The sequence below is a fragment of the Algoriphagus ratkowskyi genome, from assembly GCF_002150505.1.
Classification (GTDB): Bacteria; Bacteroidota; Bacteroidia; order Cytophagales; family Cyclobacteriaceae; genus Algoriphagus; species Algoriphagus ratkowskyi.
The window spans coordinates 1-20,274 of the sequence record NZ_MSSV01000007.1 but is presented as its reverse complement, the minus strand read 5'-3'; the positions used below and the strand labels follow the sequence as shown (position 1 = coordinate 20,274).

Here is a 20,274-nt window from a genome sequence, read left to right as displayed (position 1 = left end):
ACATTTCCTGAAATTAGAATATACGCCCTTTCACGCTCTTTTCTATAGAAGAAATAGTTAGGCCGTCAAGATGCTGGGTTAGCTATGAATGAGTTGATGCAATCAATTGTAATTGATCAAATCTGGTGCAGATACATAGATATCTGATTTTCTGAATATCAGATTTTTCCTGAAGCTAAAGGCGAATTTTGACTTTCCTTCGTCATCTGTAGGGATATAAGTTCCTTTTATTTCCATCGTTCCGAAGATGAGGTTTTCATTTCGAACGCGTATCCCAAGACTGATACCTGTGAAGTTTTGGTATTGATTTTCGCAGCTAGGGCATTTTAATTTCGCCCAATAAAAGGAAGTGAACGGAGCTACTCTAAATCCTGCCAAGGACCAGGGAGTAAAAAGGCTCGATTCAAATCCTAAAGAGTATCTTTTGGTAGCGTCCACTTCTTCTACGCGCAATCCGGGAATAGTATTGCCACGGATTATCAACCAGTCATTGGCTACTCTGTCAAACAATTTTGTGTAGAATGCAGAAGCGGAATTTCTGATCTTGTATTTGCCTATTGAGAACGCTTGAGTATAGAATGTGCCCCCTGCTTGTAGTACGCCATCTTCCCAATTACCACTGCGGAAATAACTAGCTGCATTCAGGGTCAATTCGTAGAAGCTTCCGCTTTTTGAAGCGCCTTTATAGTTGAAATTAATTCCTGCGTAAGGCCTTGAGATTGATATGGTGTTAATGTATCCCACAGTAGTGGAAAGATAGTAACCAAAAGGTATGTCCTCCGTCCGTCCAAAACCATAGACATATTGAGTTTTAAAGAAGTCTTGTTGATAAAGGCTGAACTCTGCTAAAATTCCCTTACTGTCATGATATTTACGCTCATCCATCACTTCCTCCTGTTCGGGCTGATTCACGAAATCTCCATCAAAGAGACGCACAGCAAGAAATTCTCTTCGCCTATCCTTGAAGGTTTTCTCTGAACCGAAATTGTAGCCAGTCCAAACATCCATGATATTGTATTTGTAATCGAGAAAGGAGGAATCAGGTTTTGACCTTACGTTTCTTGACCAATTCTGGCTCCAGCTGGCACCACCCGCCATTTTGGAATAGGGAGAGACTAATGGTCTTTCCAGCATGATTCCTGTAGAATACTCGATTTCCTCTCCTTGACTTACCCCTGAATTCAGCTGCGTATAGTAAACCATAAAATCAGCTAAACTTCCCATTAAACTACTTTTAGAATAAGCCATTCCTACGCCTGTCTTCGGGTTTCGGTCAAGGTCATATAGAATGTCAAATTCGAAACCTTGTGCCCTTCCATCTACATTGGCATCATAAACTTTGAAAAGTGGCGCAGTAGGGATGCTTCCTCCCACAGATCCACCTATACTAAAAATATCACGAGTGATGACCGTAATATCTACCGAATCCGTGCCTTCTACCTGTGTGGCTAAAATCCTGCTTTCCAAAATAAAAGCTTGATCTCTAAGAAATCGCTCATTGTCACCTAATTTATAGGGATTTAAAGGCTTGTTTTCTTTGATAAAAAGATGTTGCCGAATCGTTTTTTCTCTCGTATTGGTATGAAGCTTATTAGCAATTTTCCCAACCTTTTGAACTATCGGTTTCTGTTTGCCATAAATGGAGAATTCGAAGCCAATAGTTTCAACTGTGATATTTCGAATGATCATTCCTTCATAAGGCAGGAACTTTTCTTCTGCTTTTTCTACTAGAACGGTGTCTCTATTAGTTCTGGTAATCAAATCCATTCCTTTAACCAGCGCTTTTTTGGTTATGGATACTTTAGAGGTATCATTTTCATTTTGGGCATAAAGATTCTCGCTTATACCTAAGAGCATAAGTAGTAGTAAAAGTGCTCTGAATGAAGACTGGACCAAGGTTGAGGAGTATTCTAAGAAATTTAAATCTCTGATATATTTTTTATAGAAAGAAATAAATTCTAAGCATTTTTTCAGCTAGACTTACAAAGCTAGTAGTTGTAAGAGAAAGATCTTAATGGGAGGAGTTTAGTAATAGAGAAAAATTCAAGACGTTACCTAGACTTTATAAATAAGCCAATCGTCACAATAATTACTAGGAGAATTATGCAGCATTATCAATAATCATGGTGCTAAATTAGTAGGTGTTTTTTTTGCCAGTAAAGCATCTCATTAGCTAAATGGCATTAGGTTGTCGAGATCAGCCACCTGTCTAAAATGCGTTAAGAGAAAGGGAAGATATGCACTTAAAGCAAGGTATATACTAGCATTTCCCAGTAATTCGTAACCCGTTAACAGCTATTAGGTGATCTTCTCGCCAGTTTAGCAATGGAAAAGAGCGTACTGGTTTTATTGCAAACGAATAAATCATATTATGATTATCCGCATTCTTGCCAGCAGCCATTAATACTTTGCTCATCCGGCTGCCTGCCTAGCCGGTAGGTAGGGAAGACCGAAGACAGGTGACCTCCCTTACGGTAGGCAGGCCGAAGTGGCCTAAAATTTAGAGTTGAGCTTATTTTGTATTGCTTTAGTCTGCTTACTGGTAGAATTGCGGATATAAACAAATCATATTATAAGAAAAATATATACCAATCTATATTGATTTTTATTTTATTGTTACCAAATGCCCATTAAAAGCTTTATTTTATTGCTGTTTTATTAATTTTAAAGTGATTCTTTAGAAGAAATATATTCGTTGAATTAATTTCCAACGTGAATTTCTAGCAGAAAAATCTGGGTAGAGATGCTAAATTTATTTTTTACAAGTAGCTGAATGATAATTGAGTAAGTTTTAATAGCTTAATTAAAGAGTGCTTTTTGCCGAATGATTTAGCTACTGTTATAATACAAAAGACAATTAGGGTGAAGTTTATTGTTTTGTGTTTACATTGATAATGTAATGCTAAAGATTGCGTCACAGCAGTAGGTTTTATTCATTTTACATTTGTGCCAAAATTAGAATATGTCTACTTCAACAGACTCTCTGAATTATGCTATCGAATAATTTTCAATAATAAAACACTAAATTTTATGCATTTAAAATTACGGTTATCCAAGATCATCTATGCGTCTGCATGTATGATTACATGGGCTGGACTCAGTACCAGCTCACACCATCTAATCGCTAAAGGAATAGAATGGGAGACAGCTTTTAAGTTGGACCGTCCATTTTCAGATCTATCATCTTCGGAACAACTGATCACTGGAAGAATCACGGATGAAACAGGTGCTCCGCTACCTGGTGCTACTGTTCGAATAAAAGGAACCACGGAAGGTACGGTAACAGATTTGGATGGAAAGTTTACTATAGAAGTAGGAGAAGATGCTGTTCTTCAAATTTCTTATTTGGGATACACGCTACAAGAGATTTCTTTGAACGGAAGATCAGAGATAGCTGTGCGATTAGAGCCTGATGCTACGCAGTTGGATGAATTAGTAGTCGTTGGTTATGGTACTCAAAAGAGGTCAGATGTCACCGGAGCTATTGGTTCTGTGAAAAGAAAGGATTTTAATCAGGGAGTGATTACCAATCCAGTTGATCTTTTGCAAGGGAAAATGGCCGGCGTAAACATATCATCAACCAGTGGTGAGCCTGGTGCTACCCAAAATGTGATTATCAGGGGTATTGGTAGTTTACGATCTGGAACTCAGCCTCTTTATGTAGTAGATGGGTTTTTACTAGACAATTCCTCTACAGGTGTTGCTTCTAACCCGCTAAATTTTCTTAATCCCAATGATATAGAAAGTATGGATGTGCTAAAGGATGCGAGTGCTACAGCACTTTATGGTTCTAGAGCATCCAATGGTGTGGTAGTAATCACCACTAAAAAGGGAAAAGCAGGAGCATCTCAGATGAATTTTTCTGCTTCCACTGCTTTATCATCTATGGCTAATAAAATAAATGTATTTGGTGCAGATGAGTTTCGAAGACAAGTAGTTGCTGCGGGTGGGGCTTTGGATGACTTTGGTGCTAATACGAACTGGCAGGATGAATTATCTCAGACTGGTGTATCTAATGATCTCAGCTTCTCAATGAGCGGTGCAAACAAGGAGAATTTTTCATATTTCGCATCTGTGGGATTTCAGGATCAGGAAGGAATATTAAAGAATAGCAACTTAAAGCGATATTCAGGGAAACTGAATATGAATCAAAAAGCATGGAACGGAAGGTTAAATGTGGATTATAATGTGACTGCCTCCCACACTGAAAATTTGCGACCTAGCATCACGTCTACTATCAGTGATATGCTTAGTTTGAATCCTACAGTGGCTCCCTACACAGACGGATTGCCTACACCTTTAAATACCAATGCATTGAACCCTATTGCACGTTATGATTTATATAGTGACAATGCTGCCAATAATCGAATTTTAACTACCATATCACCCTCTATTGAAATTGTGGATGGTCTTGTCTATAAGGCTAACCTAGGTGTGGATTACTCCAGCACTGATCGATACCAGCAGTACAAGCCTTACACAGCGGTGATCAATGAGTCCAATATTTCTGATGGTTCGTTAGACGTCGCTATAAGTTCAAATTCCAATAAATTGATAGAGAATACACTTTCATACAACTGGAATAATTACAAGCATAACGTAACAGTATTAGGTGGGCATTCTTATCAGACATTTTTGGATGAGACGAGAATCACTTCATACAGAGGATTTGCAGATAATAACATCGAACCTAGATACCAAGATCATAATAGTACTAATGAATATCCAAGTACAGTAAATTCATCTGCAGTGAGGAACGAGTTACAGTCCTACTTTGGTCGATTGAATTACGTTTACGATGATAAATACCTGTTCACAGCTACATTTCGTGCGGATGGATCTTCCAAGTTTGGAGACAATAACAAGTACGGATACTTTCCCTCTTTTGCCTTAGGCTGGAATATTAGTAAGGAGGAATTTATGGCTAACTCAGGTATTGATAACCTAAAGTTACGTGCAAGTTGGGGTAAGACTGGTAACCAAGAGATTCCTTCCAAGATCACCAAAGCGAGTTATTCAGAGGATAGATTGGCTACAGGATCTGGTAGCCTTAACACCTATCCAATCAATACGGATGCAAATTCATTGGACGGTTACCCATATGGGATTGTCTTCACACGTTTAGCAAATCCAAATTTGCAATGGGAAGTGTCTACTCAAATAGATTTGGGGATTGATTTCGCAATTTTAGATTATCGATTGACAGGTACATTGGATTATTTCAAAAAAGTGTCTTCAAATATTTTGCTAGAAGTAGTACCTGCCGATCCTGTACAACCAACATCTACTTACTGGAACAATATTGCAGATATGAAAATCTATAACTCTGGTGTAGAGTTGGGATTGAATTATACCAGTGATGAGCAGCGTGACTTCTCTTACAGCCTTGGTGGTAATATTACTTTCATTAAGAACGAAGTGAAAGATTCACCTTACTCGGTATTGACTACTGGAGCTGCTCAAGGTGCTGGTCAAACTGGTGCCACTATAAATGGGTATATCAATAATGAACCTATCGGAGCTTTTTACATGCTTCAGTTTGATGGAATAGGTGAAAATGGCCTGAACAAATTTAAGGACATTAATGGAGATGGAGCAGTATTGGACAACGACCGTAGTGTGGTAGGTAGTGCAATTCCTAAATTCATCTATGGTTTTCAAATGAATTTTAGATACAAAGCTTTTGATCTTGGGATGAACTTCAATGGTACTTCTGGAAGTATGATTTACAATCATACAGCAATGTCTTTGTTTACCAAAGCGCAATTATCCAGATCAAATAACACAACTGAATTTGCAGCTGAATTTCCTGAGGAGTCATTTAACAATTCCAATACCGTATCCACTCGCTTCTTGGAAGATGGATCTTTCTTCAGATTAAATAATGCTACGCTGGCTTATAATCTGAATACTGAGATGGTGGGATTGAGTAAAGTGTTTCAGAATATTCGATTTGCATTGACAGGTCAAAACCTTTTCGTCATCACAGATTATTCTGGATTTGATCCGGAAGTCAATACTGGATCTACTTCAGCAGGAATTCAAACTTTTGGCATTGATCGCTTTACCTATCCAAGAGCTAGAACCTTTTCTCTAAGCCTTAATCTAATATTCTAATAAGATATAAATGATTGTTAAATCATATAGAACTCATACTAAAATGAAAAATACAAGATTTCACATACTGCTCCCGGTCGTTGCGTTCTTATTCGCATTTCTAGGTTGTAGCACACTAGATGAAGATATTCTGGATGAATCACTGACAGGAACTGGTCAAGCTGAAGTTGTGAGCGGATCCTTAGCTCCTGTCTATGGCATGCTCCGCCAGGTTTGGCTACATACCGTTAATTTTGGACTTCAAGAAGTCGCCTCCGATGAAGGTATTCTTCCTTATCGTGGAGGAACTGATTGGTTTGATGGCGGTAAGTTTATTTCTGTTCATCAGCATCTTATGACGCCAAGCAATGGCTTGGTAGGTGACACCTGGACATTTATTACTCTGACTTTGTCAAGAGCCGTACTGGCTGAAGAAAGCTTGCGTCTAGAAGTTGATAATGGGAATGTCAGCGCACAGGATCCACTTTATGAGATGGTAGCGATGAAGGCATACCTCAATATGATTGCTCTTGATAATTGGGGCCTAATTTTCAAAAAAACAAGTTCTGACAATTTATCAGTAATTCTTAGAGGCCAAGAAGCGATCTCTCATATTGAAAGTGAACTTTTGTCAGTTGTAGATTTAATCAGCAACAACAAAGGTCCAGGTAGATTAAATAAAGATGCTGTGAAAGCTTTGTTGGCTCGATTATATCTAAATGCGGCAGTTTATCGCGATCCATATGGAACACCTAACTTCGCAACAGCCGATATGGATAAAGTAATACGTTATACAAGTGAAATTATTGGTGGAAAATCTTCTCTATCGGCTGAGTATTTTGACTTGTTCAGTGATGATAACCACACAAATCCTGAGGTTATATTTTCACTTGATCAAAGGGGGGTTCTTGAGACTGAACACAGTAGATGGGCCTACTGGCCGATATCTGGAGATTTAATCCCGAGACCGGAATTCCCTAATACCCGTGGTACGGATGCAGTGGCAGTCACACCTGATTTCTTCAAGACTTGGGTGGATGCTTATGGGAGTGTAGATCCAGCTGTAGCTGATGCCCGTTTCTTTAAAAGAAATACGATTATACCTGCAAATCTTCAGAACCTTACTGGCGTGAACCCAACCAATGATGCGAATCATTATTACACTGTCGCCGCCACTGAGTTTGAAATAGACCGAGGAATACTTCGCAATATAATTTGGGGCCCTAGAAAAGACGGCGGTGGAAAGATTTTGACTGGCGATGATGGGAAGGTTAGGATATATCCTGTAATCAACAAAAGGAGTAGTGGTGCAAATATTCGCTATGTGGATCATACGCTAAAAGTGGATTTCACAAATGAAGGAAGCTTACATAATGCAGGATACCGATTCTCAAAATATCAGTTTAGCCATACCGCTCCTAACTGCTGTAGCTACAGCAGCGTGGATATAGTGTTGGTTCGTCTAGGTGAGATTTATTTAATGAGCGCTGAGGCTAAATTGAGAAAAGGAGATAATGCTGGGGCTTTGGCAGATATCAATGCCTTAAGAACTTCCAGAAATGCACGTCCAGCCCAAACACCTGCAGCCTTGACTGCAATCAATATGGATATCCTATTTCGTGAAACTGGCTTTGAATTGTATTGGGAAGGTTTCAGAAGAAATTATCAGATACGATTTGGTAAGTATGAGGATAGCTGGACAGAGAAAACCGACACTGATGTATTTAAGAGATTGTTCCCGATTCCTCAAAAGGCAATTGACGGATCCTCAAGTGAACCAGGGTTTTTGGTACAAAATCAAGGCTATTAATACCCAGTAAATCAATAGTAAAAATAAAGCCGATGAGAATTTCTCATCGGCTTAATTTTTTTATCTCCGGCGAAATGAATTTTAAAACCTGCTTCAGAGTAAAGTCTGCTGGTCTCTGCAGAAAGAACTCGTTCGAGTTGCGATTTTTTTGATCCAAAGAGTGATTTCATTTGATCAGAATTACCATCGTGAAATTCGACAAAAGGTAATGATTGAAAGAGATTAGTTTTTTCCACTTTCTATCCAAAATCAATTCTTAATTTTTAGTTTTTAACCAAAACAAAGTTGGGTCTTTCGTACTGGTTTCCTTCGAAAATTACTTTGTAATCCGACTTGAAAAAGGTAGATGTAAGGTAGTAATCGGTAGAAATCACTTGGGCTCCTGAAGCCTTGGCACTTTCGAAAGTGGAGTAATCGTTCGTCCTCGCTTCCTTGGTGTCAGAATCTGCCCGTGTCCGGATCATGTATCCTTTTTTAACCAGCTCTCTGATATATTCTTCATCCTTTGCTGGATTATTAATTATCCTAAACCCAGCTGTAGAATTGCCTTCTTTTTTATTGACGAAGAGCACGGCATTTTTGAGTTCAGGCTTAGCAGAAAGGTATAGGTCAGTTTTCTCTTCATTTTCATCCAAGACAAAGAGGAATTTCCCTCTTACATCATCCAGCTTTGGCCAATTTCCAGCTAGCACAGCAGATTCCAGATTGGAAAATTTTCCCTTCACCAAATCAGGGGTAATCAAATGGTCTATTCCCAAATACGTCCTGATTTCTAGGTCAATACTATCAAGAGCGGATGCTGTGAAGGGTAAAGTTGGTCTGGTGCCTGGTACATTCCCATCTTTCGCATTGATCAAAATAAAAACAGGTGAATGGTCAGGATGATTCTCACTCCAAATTTTGAGCGCTTTCAAAGCATCAGCAAAAAGTAGGTAGTGAGATTGAAAATCTAGATCCTGTACATGAAAAAGTTTCAACCCAGGCTTTGACAGTGCCGAGCTGGGATCATAATCAGGAATGTTTCCTCCAGCACTTTTGATGATTTGCAAACCTTTTGGATCGGAGTATCTACCTCCTTCAGGATCATGGAATACATCTAATTCAAGATTTCTTAAACCTAGATCAAGTTGTGATTCCAGCGGAATGTGGGAGTACTCTAAACTTTGCGCAGCAGCAGGGTTTACTTTGGTCAAGAATGCCAATAATTCTGGAGCGATTTGACTTTTGTAGCTATTATGGCTTCCTATGACCTGAGTCTGGTTAAGCTTGAGATTCTGTGCAGAAACCGTCAGTGAGGTAATTAAACAGAATGCAATAAGCAGGAGGCTGGAGTTGTATTTCATAATTTTTATTACTGCTACCAATATTCATTTTTTTAGAGCGGAATTTAGCAAAACGTTTTGAATTTTTATGTTATGATTTAATAACAGCTCAGTAAGGTTTTATACACATTAATCCGTTAGAAATCAGTTTTCTATGTGAGATAGTCAAGACTGAGTTTTAGATAAGTTAATAAATAGCTTTAAGAAAATGTTAAGTAGTAGTTTTTTGAGCTTACAGAAACAGTTAAATAGTGATGAAAATCCTATTTTTAGGAATGCATAAAATCCTATCTATCTTTTTGGCTTTTAGCCTTCTAGTTGTAATTCATGTTTCGGCTCAGAATTCAGCACAATTTCAAATTCATTCGCACAACGATTACCTACAAACAGTGCCTTTTTGGACAGCATATTCTGCGGGTGCATCATCTATTGAAGTCGATGTGATATTGAGAGATGGGAAATTGATGGCAGCTCATGAAGCTGCAAGTATAAACTCTGACCGTACTTTTGAGAGTTTGTATATGGAACCGATTGCTCAGGGAATTGGAAATGGATTGATTACTTCGTTTAATTTCCATTTGTTGGTAGATCTGAAGACTGAAGCGTACGCAACGCTGAAAGTTCTGGAAGAGAGTATGCAGAATTACAAGCACCTGCTTTATACTGCGAAAAATCCAGAAGGGCTGAAATTGATTATTTCAGGCAATAGACCTAAGCCAGAAGATTATAGAAAATATCCCGAATGGATGTTATTTGACTATCAGAGCACAGAGTTGACGGCTGATTTACCTTGGGACAAAATAGGGATGGTTAGCTTGAGCTTTCGTCAATTTTCTATTTGGAACGGGAAAGGCAGAATGGTGGAAGAGCAGCGCGAAAAGGTTCAAAACTTCATTGACCTAGTTCATAGTTTTGAAAAGCCCGTTCGTTTTTGGGGATCGCCAGATAGCAAATCTGCTTGGAAAGCTTTCTATGAAATGGGTGAGGACTACATCAACACTGATCATCCCATACAAGCTGCCGATTATCTCAAAAAGTTAGATCACAATATCTATGAGAATACTTCCATGCATGAAATTTATCGTCCAAATTTTGAATTGGATGGAGCAGATATTCCTGTACAAAATGTGATTTTGATGATCGGCGACGGGAATGGGTTGGCTCAGATATCTGCAGGTTTATTTTCAAACGGAAATGAGCTCAACCTTACTCAATTGAGGAATATTGGCTTGATCAAAACTCAGGCTGCAGATGATTTTACTACAGACTCTGCTGCAGGGGCTACTGCATTTGCTACTGGTGCGAAAGCTAATAATCGAGCGATAGGTGAGGATCCTGATGGAAAATCCTTGGCTAATATGACGGAAATACTAGCAGATTACGGTTTCTCAACTGGGATAATCACTACCGACCAACTCACGGGAGCTACGCCGGCATCTTTCTATGCACATCATCCGGAGCGTGATGATTCTGATGATCTAGCAGCCTATTTGTCCAAAAGCAAGTTGGACTTATTTATCGGTGGAGGTGGTGATAATTTTGCTTCCCATTACGACCATCTAAAAATGCAGGTTTTAAATTGGTAGAAAGCTTAGACGAAACTGACGCTGAGAGACTTGGTTATTTTGCAGCAAAAGGATCTCTACCTAAAAAATTGGAAGGTAGAGGAGCTTATTTATTGAATAGTTCAGCATTTGCGCTTGACTTTTTTGAAAGGAAAAAAACACCTTTCTTCCTAATGATAGAAGCTGCAAATATTGATTCTGGCGGGCATTCCAATAGTACATCTACAATAGTTTCAGAGATGTTGGATTTTGACGAAGTCATAGGGAAGATTATAGCATATGTGGATGTAAATCCGAATACATTATTAATTATCACTGCAGATCATGAGACGGGTGGAGTATCTATTCCACAGGGAGATATAGCTACTAGCACTGTAGAACTAGCTTACCATAGTGATGATCATACGGGGATTATGGTGCCAGTATTCGCTTATGGTGCGCATTCTGGAGATTTTAGAGGTGTTTATGAGAACACAGAAATTTATCATAAAATCATGAAACTAGTGATGGAATTTCATCAGAAATAAGTGTCAGATATTTTACGTTTAGCAATAATTGCACCGATGTCATTTGAAGAAACTCAGTACAGATGTGAAAAATTGGTAGTCTGGTCTAAGTCATAGAATTGATTAAATATTTATATGTATATCCGCTTTTCTACCAGTAAAGAGGGAAAAGCAATCTAGAATTTGTTCAAATTTATAATTGAGGTCACTTCGGTCTTCGGTCATCGGTCTTCCGACCAGATAAACAAAGAATCTAAGGCAACTGGCATCATTGCGGATAATCACAAATATTTATTTTAATTCTCCTGGCTTAGACCTATTATGTTTGAAGACATAAATTTTAAATTTGGCTGTTTTACCTTCTTCCGGCAAGGATGAATGGCAGCATGAAGAGGTTGCGGATAAAATCGAAAGAAATATCAATCGCAAAGCCTAATAGTCTAAAAGGTAGTAAAACCAGCCAGAAGATTGGGTAGAGAAGTAATCCTAAAATTGCCAATGGCCAGCATAGTACAAAGAGAATACACCAAATCAGAAAACTTATCATAGTTAGTATTTTTCTTAAGTGTTCTCAATTCTTATTCCATACGCAAAATCGTCTCTAAATGTAGCTTTGGGAGCCTCGGCGAAGTATTCTAGTTTCAAAATCGAACAGCCTGATTAGTAAATCGGACGATTTTATGGTGAGTCACCGTAATATTTTAGCCTTAAGCAACCATAGTCATGCTCGCTGGAAGCGAAAATAGAATGCCTATTTGAGAGAACCATGCCAACAACAATTGTGGTAGTTATTTGTGGAAAAAGCTTGTTTGTATTAGCTAATTGATGATTAACACAAAATTAAGTTTTGTATTATTTTTAAATAACTAAACTTAAAAACGCAATAAAATCACTAATTTGGGGTAGTTGAGTGAGAAAGTAAAAATTTGTATTTTGAAATTAGTTCGTTTAAAAGGTGTCTTGCCTTATTACTTCAACTGATTTTTAAGGTTAACTAGGGATAATACTGATTTTCATTTAATTTTTATATAGAGTAATGGGAGCTTTCCTTATTGAATTGTGTGTGATTGAGCTTTATTATTTTATATAAAATATGTTTTTGTTTATATAGCACAATTATTTGGAGAGGGTGATTTTTAGGTTTATGCTTTACCAAATATTTTGAAGAGTTTTAGGTGTAAATTAATGATTTTCAGTTTAAAGAGATTGATATTCTTGTTCGGTTAAATTTTGATTTTAAATGGTTTATACAGAATGTGATGATTGTGAAATTTCTTTAGTTTAAAAGAGGTGGTAATTTTTATTTTAATCCAATAGCCTATGATAATGAAAGAAAAACCTTTGTAAGGAGCAGTTGAAATCTCAGGAGATTCCTCGCTGCATAATGCCTGACACCTGTTAAACGAGAACTTTTTACAGGATTTCTTAAAGTTTTCAATACCAATAAACCTCTCATAACATGAAAATATATTTACAAAGACGACTCTTTCGAGTGTCAAAAATGATCCTTTATGGATTCATATTTCAGTTGGTGTGTAGCTCTTCCGTTTTTGCAAGTGTTACCTCAGCTCCTCTAATCAGCTCACTTCAGGCAGATGTGACAGTTACAGGAAAAGTTCTGGATGAAACCGGATTACCACTACCTGGCGCCACAATATCTGTAGCGGGAACGACCGCTGGAACAGTCACAGATATAGATGGAAATTATTCTATTACAGTTTCTGAAACTGCTGATTTGATCTTCTCTTACATTGGATATGAGCCGCAGCGAATTGCTGTAGGAACCCAGACTGTAATTAATGTCACACTGCGACCTGATGCTACAGCGCTTGAAGAAGTAATAGTAATCGGTTACGGTACAACCAAAAGAAGCGACTTGACGGGCTCTGTAGGTTCGGTAGGTGCAGAAGCGCTGAGAGAGCGTCCAGCATCTTCGTTAAACCAAGCTCTGGCAGGTAGAGTATCTGGAGTTCAGGTCAATAATAACTCAGGACGTCCAGGAGGGAGAACTACAGTGAGAATCAGAGGATTCAGCTCAATTAACTCTTCAAATAATCCATTGTATGTAATTGATGGAGTTCAGATGCCAGTTGGTACACTTAGTCAACAGAGTAGTGCTATTGACTACATCAATCCAAACGATATTGTTTCTGTAGAAGTACTAAAGGATGCGTCATCAACTGCGATTTACGGATCTAGGGGTGCTAATGGAGTTATCCTCGTCACTACAAAAAAGGGTAGATCGGGAGAAGGAACAGTTACATACAATGTGGATTTAAGTGTACCTGTTATTGGTCCAAATAGACCAGAAGTATTAAATGCTAAGCAATACCTAGCTACTGAAGATTTGGCATGGGCAAATATGGCAAAGTATGATCCACAAGGATGGGCAGATGGCAAATGGGCTTATCTAAATCCAGCTTTGCGTAGAACAGATCCTCGAATTTTTGATAGTCAAGGTAATCCGCTTTTTGATACTAATTGGCTTGATGAAACTACCCAGAATAAGTTGTCTCAAAATCATCAATTGGGTTTTTCAGGTGGCAATGAGCGTACTACTTATTCCCTATCGTTAGGTTACAGAGATGATCAGGGCTTGGTAAAATATTCCTATCAGAAAAGATATTCAACCAGGTTTACTCTTGAGGATAAAATCAAAAGTTGGTTGACAGTAGGCGGTAGTCTGAGTTATAACAGCCAGACTGAAAATCTAGTCGATGTAAGTGATGCAGTAGCTAGACAGATGGTAGAAGATTTCCCATTTTTGCCTGTTAAGTATGAAGATGGAACATTTGCCAATAATCGGGATTATCCATTTGCAGAAGGTACTATGAGCTCTGCTCATAGATTATTTGGAAGAAAATATATCCTTAATACTCAAACAACTTTAGGTACAGCTTATAGCAACATCAAATTTTCTGATGATCTTCAGATGAGAACAGCTCTTGGTGTAAATATTCTTACACAGGAAAATGATCAATCTGAGACTAGAACTTTGGCAATTGGACAAAGTGGAACAGCATCTAAAAGTTTGAGAAAAGACACTTTCTGGTCTCTTGAAAACTACTTGACCTATAACAAAGTATTTGCAGAAAGACATGCTTTTACTGGACTTCTTGGAATTTCATGGCAAGAAAGCAATTTCACGGGAATGAGTGCAAGTATCCAGAATTTCTCCACCGATTACTTCTTGTACAATAATCTTGGAGCGGGAAGTCAACTTCCACGAGTTGGTTCAAGTGCTTCTCGTGAAGCGTTGAATTCTTACTTCTTCAGATTAAACTACATCTTGGATGATAAATATTTGTTTACGGCAACTGGCCGAGCAGATGGATCTTCCAAATTCGGTGACAATAATAAGTATGCATTTTTCCCTTCTGCAGCATTGGCATGGAGAGTATCTGAGGAGGAGTTCCTGAAAGGGAATTCAACTATCTCAAACCTTAAAGTTAGAGCAAGTTACGGCTTGACTGGTAACTCTGAGATTCCTCCTTATTCTTCACTTTCTCTTTTGAGCTCTAATTATTCAGCAATTTTTAATGAAACTCAATTTGGAGGAACTGGTTTGAATAGACTTGCAAATCCTGACTTGAAATGGGAGAAAACTGCTCAGACTGACATTGGATTTGAGTTGGGTATGTTCAATAACCGATTGAATGTAGAAGTTGATCTTTATTACAGAAAGACTACTGATATGCTTTTGGATTCACCGGTACCGCGCACAAGTGGATATGCCACTATTCGAAGTAATGTAGGATCGATGGAAAACAAGGGAATTGAATTCACACTGAACTCAGTGAATTATGAAAAAGAGAATTTCAGCTGGAATTCTTCATTTAACCTTTCACTAAACAGAAACAAGGTTCTTTCACTAGCTACTCCTGCGGATATATTCGGAGTTGGTGGGCCAAACTTCACTAACCAAACAAACATTATCAGAGTAGGAGAGCCCGTTGGTTCATTCTGGGGTTTGACTCGATTAGGTACTTGGAGTGAAGCGGAGAGAGCTGAGGCTGCAGAATTTGTGAGTTATAGAAATGGACTGACTATTCTTCCTGGCGACATCAAATATTTGGATGTCAATGGTGACAAAGCGATCAATGATTCCGATAGAATGATCATAGGTAATGGTAGTCCAGATTTCTGGGGAGCTATTTCCAACTCCTTCAGACTATACAATTTTGATCTAACAATCGAACTTCAGTATAGTGTTGGAAATGATATCCTAAACATGACGCTACATCCAAGTGAAGATCGTCAAGCTTTGGCTAATAGCTACACTTCAGTGCTGAACGCTTGGACTCCAACTAATCAAAACACGATGATTGCAGAGATTCGTGATACACGTGCTGGATATGTGACTAATGTGGATTCACACTGGGTAAAAGATGGTTCGTTCTTGCGTGGACGTAACTTATTACTAGGTTATAATTTCCCTACAACTATGGCTAACTCTATCAAATTGAGCAAATTGAGAGCTTATGCTTCTGCTCAAAACTTCTTCCTTTTGGTAGGTGATGATGTCAATGGTGATCCAGAGACCACTCCTATAAGAGGTGGCAATGGAGACAATGTATTCTCTCAAGGTATGAACTGGCACAGTTATCCTAGACCGACAATTTTCATGTTTGGTATTCAGGTAACACTTTAATTCTTTGTCAACTTATAGCGATATAACTAATGAAAAATAACATATATAACAAAGCAGGCATGTTGTTCCTATTTGGAGCAATGATGGCAGGAATTGTGGGATGTTCAAGCTTCTTGGAGGAGGAAGATCCTTCCAATTTAACTCCTGAAAGTTTTTACACCATTCCTGATCACGCAGAAGCGGCACTAGCGGCGGTCTATGCAGATACTAGATTTATTGGAGGAGGAGCAGGTATCTTTTCGGCAACATGGCAACTGCTAGAAGCACCTACTGGAACTTCTACTACAGAGACTGCGCAAAATTCCGATCTGAATAACTTGTACGGGCTTATCTACGATGGACGTACTCAGCATGTGATCAATTGGTGGAATGGTTTGTATAAAGTAATTGCACAAGCCAATTTGGTGTTAGATAAGGTGCCAGCAATTTCTCCTATGGATGCAGCCCAAAAGACTAGGGTATTAGGAGAAGCTAGATTTCTAAGGGCTTGGTCTTATTTCTACCTAGTGAGACTTTGGGGAGATGTGCCATTGATTTTACTTCCTCAGACTGCTGGTTCGGAAAACTTTAAACCTTCTCCAGCCTCCCAAGAAGAGGTATATGCATTGATTCTGGAAGATTTGAAAGCTGCAGAAACTGCTGGGTTACCTTGGATGACTACTACTGGAAGAGCGTCTTTAGCTGCTACAAAATCGATGCTTGCCAAGGTGTATTTGACCATGGCGGGATTTCCACTTAGCAAAGGAGTTTCTCATTATCAATTGGCTGCTGACAAATCGAAGGAAGTTATTGATTATGGGAACAGCAATCCACTCACGCTGAATTTATTTCCTACCTACGGAGCAATTCATGACGAAACTAATGACAACAAATTAGAGCATATTTTCATGCTTCAGTACAATGTCATCGTAGCGGGTAATCCGATGAACGATATGTTCCCGAACTTTAAGCCAGTTACATTTGCTGGTCCTTCAGGAACCGGTAGTACTGTTCCTACGGAAGAATTTTACAAATCTTACGAGCCCGGAGATCTTCGTGCTGTTGATCAAGTGGGATATTTCTACACTTCATACTATACAAATGGTAGTGGTGCAAAGTTTGATTTGGGAGCACCATATATCTTCAAGCATTTCAATCAGCTTGCGCTAGGATCTAAAGATAAGCCAGGCAATAAGGCTAATAATTTGAATGTGCCGTTGATCAGATTTGCAGAAGTTTTGTTGATGTATGCTGAAGCGCAGAATGAGGTAGGCGGCCCAAATGCACTGGCGGTAGAAAGTTTGAAAAGAATTCGTAATCGCGCTGGATTAACCACTTTAAGTATGGGTGAGTTTAATGCTAATTCATTTAGAGATGCAGTCTTAAGAGAGAGATGGCATGAGCTCAGCTATGAGCAGATTATCTGGTTTGATATGCTTCGCTTGCGCAAAGTGTATAATGAATCCACTAACGGATTTGATCAATTTGTAGGGCATATTAATCCTAGTTCAAATCAGACACTTCAGGCCAAGCATTATTTGATGCCGTATCCTCTGCCTGAAATGCAGAATAATCCTAACCTTACTCCTCAAAATCCTGGATATTAAGAAGATTTAGATTAATATTAATAGAAAAGGGCTCCAAAATTTTGGAGCCCTTTTTTGTTGCCGTGTGTTTTTCTCATTAAATGATACTACTTCTCAATTCCTTCAAAATACCGCTTCAATGTATATTCTGGCTGCCATTGATCTGGTTTTCTAGTAAGTTTTGCCGGATCATATTCAAGTGGTTTGATCACCTTAGTAGTCAAAGCTGCAGTGTCACCAGAGGCTTTTTGCCAGTCTAGTAACATCTTCATCATATCATCTTTAGTGGAGGAATAAGTCTTGTTTTCTGCAAGATTATTCAATTCCAATGGATCATTTTTCAAGTTGAACAACTGTGTGTAATCACGTTCTGGGTATCTGATCAACTTCCATTCCGGCGTTCTTACTGCCCGCACAGTATAGCGATAAGCAGTAAACAAGCTGCTTCTAACATCAGTGCTTTTTCCAGAAAGAATAGGAGCCAAGCTCTTTCCATCCACCTGAGTGGGCTTCGGTAAACCTGCCAATTCGGATAGGGTTGGGTAAAGATCATAGAGATACACCATCGCATCAAAAGTCTCGTTCTTCGGAACTCCAGGGCCTTTGATGATCATAGGGACATTGGTGCTGTGCTCGTAAAGACTTTGCTTTCCAAGTAAGCCATGACTTCCAGCTGCTAGGCCATTGTCAGCAGCATAAACGATAATCGTATTTTCATACTGACCATTGTCTTTAAGTGTCTGAATGATTTTACCGATCTGTGTATCCAAGTGAGTCACCAGCGCATAGTAATCAGAAAGAATCATCTGGATTACTTCTGGCTTTCTTGGCCAGTCAGTAAGTAATTCATCGCGGACCATCAAGTCATCAAATGCAAAAGGATGAACCGGTTTGTAATTCCCAGGTAAAGGCAAAGAGCCATCTGGGTAGTGATTGATATAATTCGCCTCTGGAGAGTATGGATCATGCGGTGCCGTGAAAGCTACATAAGCGAAGAAAGGCTTGTCAGTTCCTGATTTTGCATGATTTTTTATAAACTCAATCGCACCTTCGGCGAAAACTTCTGTGGAGTAACCTTTTTTGTTTGGCTCACCGAGCTTTCCATTTTCGTCATAATCACGAAGCGTCACGCTGTAGTGATCTGCCATTCCACCTAGGTAGACATTTTTAGCCTGCTGGAAACTTGCTTCGAAAGCTTCTTTCTCATTATGCCACTTGCCAGTACCAAAAGTGGAATAACCTGCCTGTGCAAAGTCCATTGGCATGGTGCGCTCGTCTTTCAGTTTGTCATAGACATGAAATAAGCTTTTGCCACTTAGCAACATTGCGCGACTTGCTGCGCAGACTGCTCCATGATTTCCGCCCATTACATAGGCGTTTTCGAAGCGGCTTCCATCACTTGCCAGTTGGTCAATGTTCGGAGTTTGTATGTAAGGATTGCCGGAAACTCCCAAAGCATCCGCACGCTGATCATCTGCAAAAATGAATAAGACGTTAGGCTTGCTAGGCTTGTTTTGTGCAAAAGTTTGTTGGAATGTGCTGACATATAGTAGGATAAGTCCAAGCCCAAAATATTTTATTTTATAATTCATTGGTAGATTCTTGTTTTATATATCCGTATTTAGCTATAGTTTTTCCTTGTTCTTTCTTTCCTGTTTCTGTCAGATATGGTCTAATAACTGCCCATATACTTCTAACCATTGATCCTTTTTCTGTAAATTTTTCAGTACCAAGGACTTCTCTTTGAGAAAGCCAAAAAGTGATCGTAATGCGTATGATATGCTGAGTCTGTTCAAGGATCTCAGGTTCAACAGGTATCATATATCCTTCCTTGCGAAACTCTTGAAAAAGAGAATCCATCTGTAACTTTCTAAATTCTGATGTTTTCTGCAAAAGCGCTGAGATTTTAGGGTATGCTCTGGTGATTTCCAGTACGTCCAAGTTCATGAAACGATAGCGATATTGAAATTCTTCCAATTGCAGCAATAACAGGTGTACATGCTCAATAGGGGATATGTTTTCTTTTCTTGCGACAAAATAGTCAGACATTTCCTCTCTCATCTTATCATAAATTGCCAAAATAATATCCTCCTTGGTTTTATAATGATAGTCGAGATTACCATGGCTGATCCCTATTTCACTGGCAATATGCCGACTCGTAATTCCCTGTACACCAATTTTGTTGTACTGCTCTATGGCAGTTAACAAGATTTTTTCCTTTGTCTTAATTTTTGGATTTTTTTCCATTTTTTATACTTATAGAATTGAAAAAAAGAATCTGTCGTCAAGATATAGCTGAAACGATAAGAAAGGGGTTAATACCCCTCTTTTTTAATTTCTATACCCAATTACTATACCTATAATTAATTTTATTCCCAACCTCGAGTCTGGTTCAAGTTGGGGGATCATATCAGAAGCTGAATTACTGGCTGTAAGTAAACAAGTCCATTCATGAATTAAATCTCTCCAAAATATATAAAATAGTGCAAGCGCACTAATCAATTCCTAAAAAATAGGGCTTAACAACTAAAAAAAATTACAAGTGGTCCATATAGTGGTGTCATCCATCACTGGAGATGTACCCCATATGGTAAATCCAGGTTCTTCTACTGCTATGCCTACATACTCTCAACTGTCTGCAAATTGCTTATTTTTAGCAAGCAACCTCCCTGAAGAGAATGTGAATATTACAAAAATGAAAAGGGAACTTAAAGTTTTAGTATACATAGAATTCTAATGTAGAATGTAAATCCGCTTTT

The 20,274-nt window shown here is 38.6% G+C and carries 10 protein-coding genes; 6 read left to right on the top strand and 4 right to left on the bottom strand.

Features of this window, described 5'->3' with window-relative positions; genetic code table 11:
* Nucleotides 1-102: 102 nt before the first annotated feature.
* Entirely contained in the window at nucleotides 103-1,857 is a 1,755-nt protein-coding gene (locus tag BVH02_RS08625; protein ID WP_086501022.1) for a hypothetical protein, read from the bottom strand.
* Nucleotides 1,858-3,030: 1,173 nt separating this feature from the next.
* Between BVH02_RS08625 and BVH02_RS08620 the strand changes: the two genes are divergently transcribed.
* Both BVH02_RS08620 and BVH02_RS08615 read left to right on the top strand, forming a co-directional pair.
* Nucleotides 3,031-6,117: a SusC/RagA family TonB-linked outer membrane protein gene (locus BVH02_RS08620; protein WP_086501020.1), complete on the top strand. Its 3,087-nt coding sequence runs from the start codon at nucleotides 3,031-3,033 to the stop codon at nucleotides 6,115-6,117.
* A gap of 43 nt (nucleotides 6,118-6,160) precedes the next feature.
* A complete protein-coding gene (locus BVH02_RS08615; RefSeq protein ID WP_086501282.1) occupies nucleotides 6,161-7,906 on the top strand; it encodes a RagB/SusD family nutrient uptake outer membrane protein in 1,746 nt (581 codons plus the stop codon).
* Between the two features lie 263 nt (nucleotides 7,907-8,169).
* Here BVH02_RS08615 and BVH02_RS08605 read toward each other — a convergent pair whose 3' ends face one another.
* Nucleotides 8,170-9,249 (bottom strand): phosphatidylinositol-specific phospholipase C1-like protein, encoded by a 1,080-nt coding sequence (locus BVH02_RS08605; RefSeq protein ID WP_086501281.1) that lies wholly within the window; start codon nucleotides 9,247-9,249, stop codon nucleotides 8,170-8,172.
* 233 nt (nucleotides 9,250-9,482) lie between these two features.
* On the opposite strand from BVH02_RS08605, the gene BVH02_RS21875 reads away from it, so the two are divergent.
* The 4 genes from BVH02_RS21875 to BVH02_RS08585 all read left to right on the top strand — a co-directional run bounded on the left by BVH02_RS21875 (nucleotide 9,483) and on the right by BVH02_RS08585 (nucleotide 17,536).
* Nucleotides 9,483-10,814, top strand: coding sequence for an alkaline phosphatase (locus tag BVH02_RS21875; protein ID WP_262481334.1), 1,332 nt, complete (start codon nucleotides 9,483-9,485; stop codon nucleotides 10,812-10,814).
* Nucleotides 10,808-11,320 carry an alkaline phosphatase gene (locus BVH02_RS21870; RefSeq protein WP_262481333.1) on the top strand — a complete coding sequence of 171 codons (513 nt, stop codon included), beginning with the start codon at nucleotides 10,808-10,810 and terminating at the stop codon, nucleotides 11,318-11,320. Before BVH02_RS21875 ends, BVH02_RS21870 begins: the two co-directional genes overlap by 7 nt.
* Before the next feature lie 1,438 nt (nucleotides 11,321-12,758).
* A complete protein-coding gene (locus BVH02_RS08590; RefSeq protein WP_086501017.1) occupies nucleotides 12,759-15,950 on the top strand; it encodes a SusC/RagA family TonB-linked outer membrane protein in 3,192 nt (1,063 codons plus the stop codon).
* 29 nt (nucleotides 15,951-15,979) lie between these two features.
* Nucleotides 15,980-17,536 carry a RagB/SusD family nutrient uptake outer membrane protein gene (locus BVH02_RS08585; protein ID WP_086501016.1) on the top strand — a complete coding sequence of 519 codons (1,557 nt, stop codon included), beginning with the start codon at nucleotides 15,980-15,982 and terminating at the stop codon, nucleotides 17,534-17,536.
* Nucleotides 17,537-17,622: 86 nt separating this feature from the next.
* Here the strand turns inward: BVH02_RS08585 and BVH02_RS08580 are convergent, their stop codons facing one another.
* Together BVH02_RS08580 and BVH02_RS08575 are read right to left on the bottom strand one after the other, a co-directional pair.
* On the bottom strand, nucleotides 17,623-19,107 hold the full coding sequence (locus tag BVH02_RS08580; protein ID WP_086501015.1) for a sulfatase-like hydrolase/transferase: 1,485 nt from the start codon (nucleotides 19,105-19,107) through the stop codon (nucleotides 17,623-17,625).
* Nucleotides 19,097-19,762, bottom strand: coding sequence for a TetR/AcrR family transcriptional regulator (locus BVH02_RS08575; protein WP_086501014.1), 666 nt, complete (start codon nucleotides 19,760-19,762; stop codon nucleotides 19,097-19,099). Before BVH02_RS08575 ends, BVH02_RS08580 begins: the two co-directional genes overlap by 11 nt.
* Nucleotides 19,763-20,274 lie beyond the last annotated feature (512 nt).